Raw genomic sequence first — 1,790 nt, 5'->3', positions numbered from 1 at the left:
CGTTCGGATAGAGGGCTCTGTGATCCTCGTCGAGCGCGCGCCGTGTGTCATTGTCCAGGCGGCGAACGCCGGTCGAGGCTTCCAGATCGACGCTGGGAAGATAAAGGCCTTTCGCCTGGCGCAGCTCGAATTCGATCGCTTCGCGGTTTTCGATCGCCTGGCCAATCTCCGGATTGGATTCCACTGCCACCGCAACGGCTTCTTTGAGTGTGAGTGCGCTGGCGCTACCGCAAGCCAGCATCGACACCGTGACGGCAAGCGCAAGGCGCCAGCCGACGGTCACTTTACCCGTCCTGGTCATATCTACCCCGTGACTATCCCCGCGCCATTGTTTTTTATTGGCGCTTATTTGCCCAAGCCTGCCACCGGAGCTTTCGACCAGTATCTAACAGATTTTTCGCGGTTGTGAGCATATAATGGATTAGACACCCCTCAAAATTGCAATTCCAGTCATTAGGGCCGGAGCCTGTAGCAAAAATGGCACAGAAACCGAGTGCGCCCGTCCGAGCTTTTCCAGCTCAAAGCGCGCTGCAATGGTTAACGGTCTGAAAGAAACGGCGAATCGTGCGGCCGCCATGCACAAGCTCCCGCGAAATCTGCCGCGGCCTTGCAAAGCATTCGCAAGAAATCGCCATCTCGGGCTGGTTTGATTTGGCAAACGCGGATCGTTCCCTGTATTGCGGGCCGGAGCAAAAAGCCGTGAGTTTTCTTGCATGACCAATATCGCCTTGACCGGGCTTGCCCGCGATCTCGCCCGCCGCGCCGCCGAGGGCAGGCCGGTGCGCGTCGGTGTCATCGGCTCCGGCGAGATGGGGACCGATCTGGTTACCCAAGGTATGCTGATGCCGGGCATATCGATCGCCGCCATCTCCACGCGGCGCCCGCATACCGCCCGCGAGGCGGTCCGCATCGCCTATGGCGACGAGGCGATGGCGGTAGAGGCCGCCACCGCTTCCAAGGTCACCCGGGCGATCGAAGACGGCCGGATCGCCATCACCTCGAACGAGATGCTGGTCACCAACCCGCTGATCGACGTGATCATCGACGCCACCGGCAAGCCGGGCGTCGCCGCCGATTTCGATCTGATGGCCATGGAACATGGCAAGCATCTGGTGATGATGAATGTCGAGGCCGACGTGACCATCGGCTGTTACCTGAAGCAGCAGGCCGACCGGCTGGGAGTGGTCTACTCCGTCGGCGCCGGCGACGAGCCGTCAAGCTGCATGGAACTGATCGAATTCGCCTCGGCGCTTGGGTTAAGCATCGTCGCGGCGGGCAAGGGCAAGAACAATCCGCTCAACCATGACGCCGTTCCGGACGACTACCGGGAAGAGGCCGCGCGCCGGAACATGAACCCGCGCATGCTGGTCGAATTCGTCGACGGCTCGAAGACCATGGTCGAGATGTGCGCCATCGCCAATGCCACCGGACTGGTCCCGGATATCCCGGGCATGCATGGCCCCAGGGCCAATCGCGATCAACTGGCCAAGGTGCTGATCCCGAAAGCCGATGGCGGCCTCCTCTCCCGGAAAGGCGTCGTCGACTACACGATCGGCAAGGGCGTGGCGCCCGGCGTCTTCGTCATCGTCGAGGGATCCATCCCCGCGTCGTCGAGCGCATGGACGATCTCCATGTCGGCAAGGGCCCTTATTATGGCCTGTTCCGGCCCTATCACCTGACTTCTCTGGAGGTTCCGCTGACCGCCGCCCGCATCATGCTCTATGGCAAGCCCGACATGGTGCCGCTGCCGAGGCCGGTGGCGGAGGTCTGCGCGGTGGCCAAGCGCGACC

Annotated in this window: 1 protein-coding gene and 1 pseudogene; one reads left to right on the top strand and one right to left on the bottom strand. The window is 62.0% G+C overall.

Going from position 1 to position 1,790, the window contains the following annotated elements:
* The coding region (locus EOA28_RS34695) for a TolC family protein (protein WP_245501672.1) at window positions 1-241 on the bottom strand (241 nt) is incomplete at its 3' end.
* Between the two features lie 472 nt (window positions 242-713).
* On the opposite strand from EOA28_RS34695, the pseudogene EOA28_RS34690 reads away from it, so the two are divergent.
* A pseudogene (locus EOA28_RS34690) lies at window positions 714-1,790 on the top strand (homoserine dehydrogenase); the annotation flags it as partial.

Origin of the sequence: Mesorhizobium sp. M2A.F.Ca.ET.067.02.1.1, from assembly GCF_004023285.1 — a bacterium.
Classification (GTDB): Bacteria; Pseudomonadota; Alphaproteobacteria; order Rhizobiales; family Rhizobiaceae; genus Mesorhizobium.
Note: the sequence above shows the minus strand (reverse complement) of the source record. Positions and strands in the feature narration are given on the sequence as shown.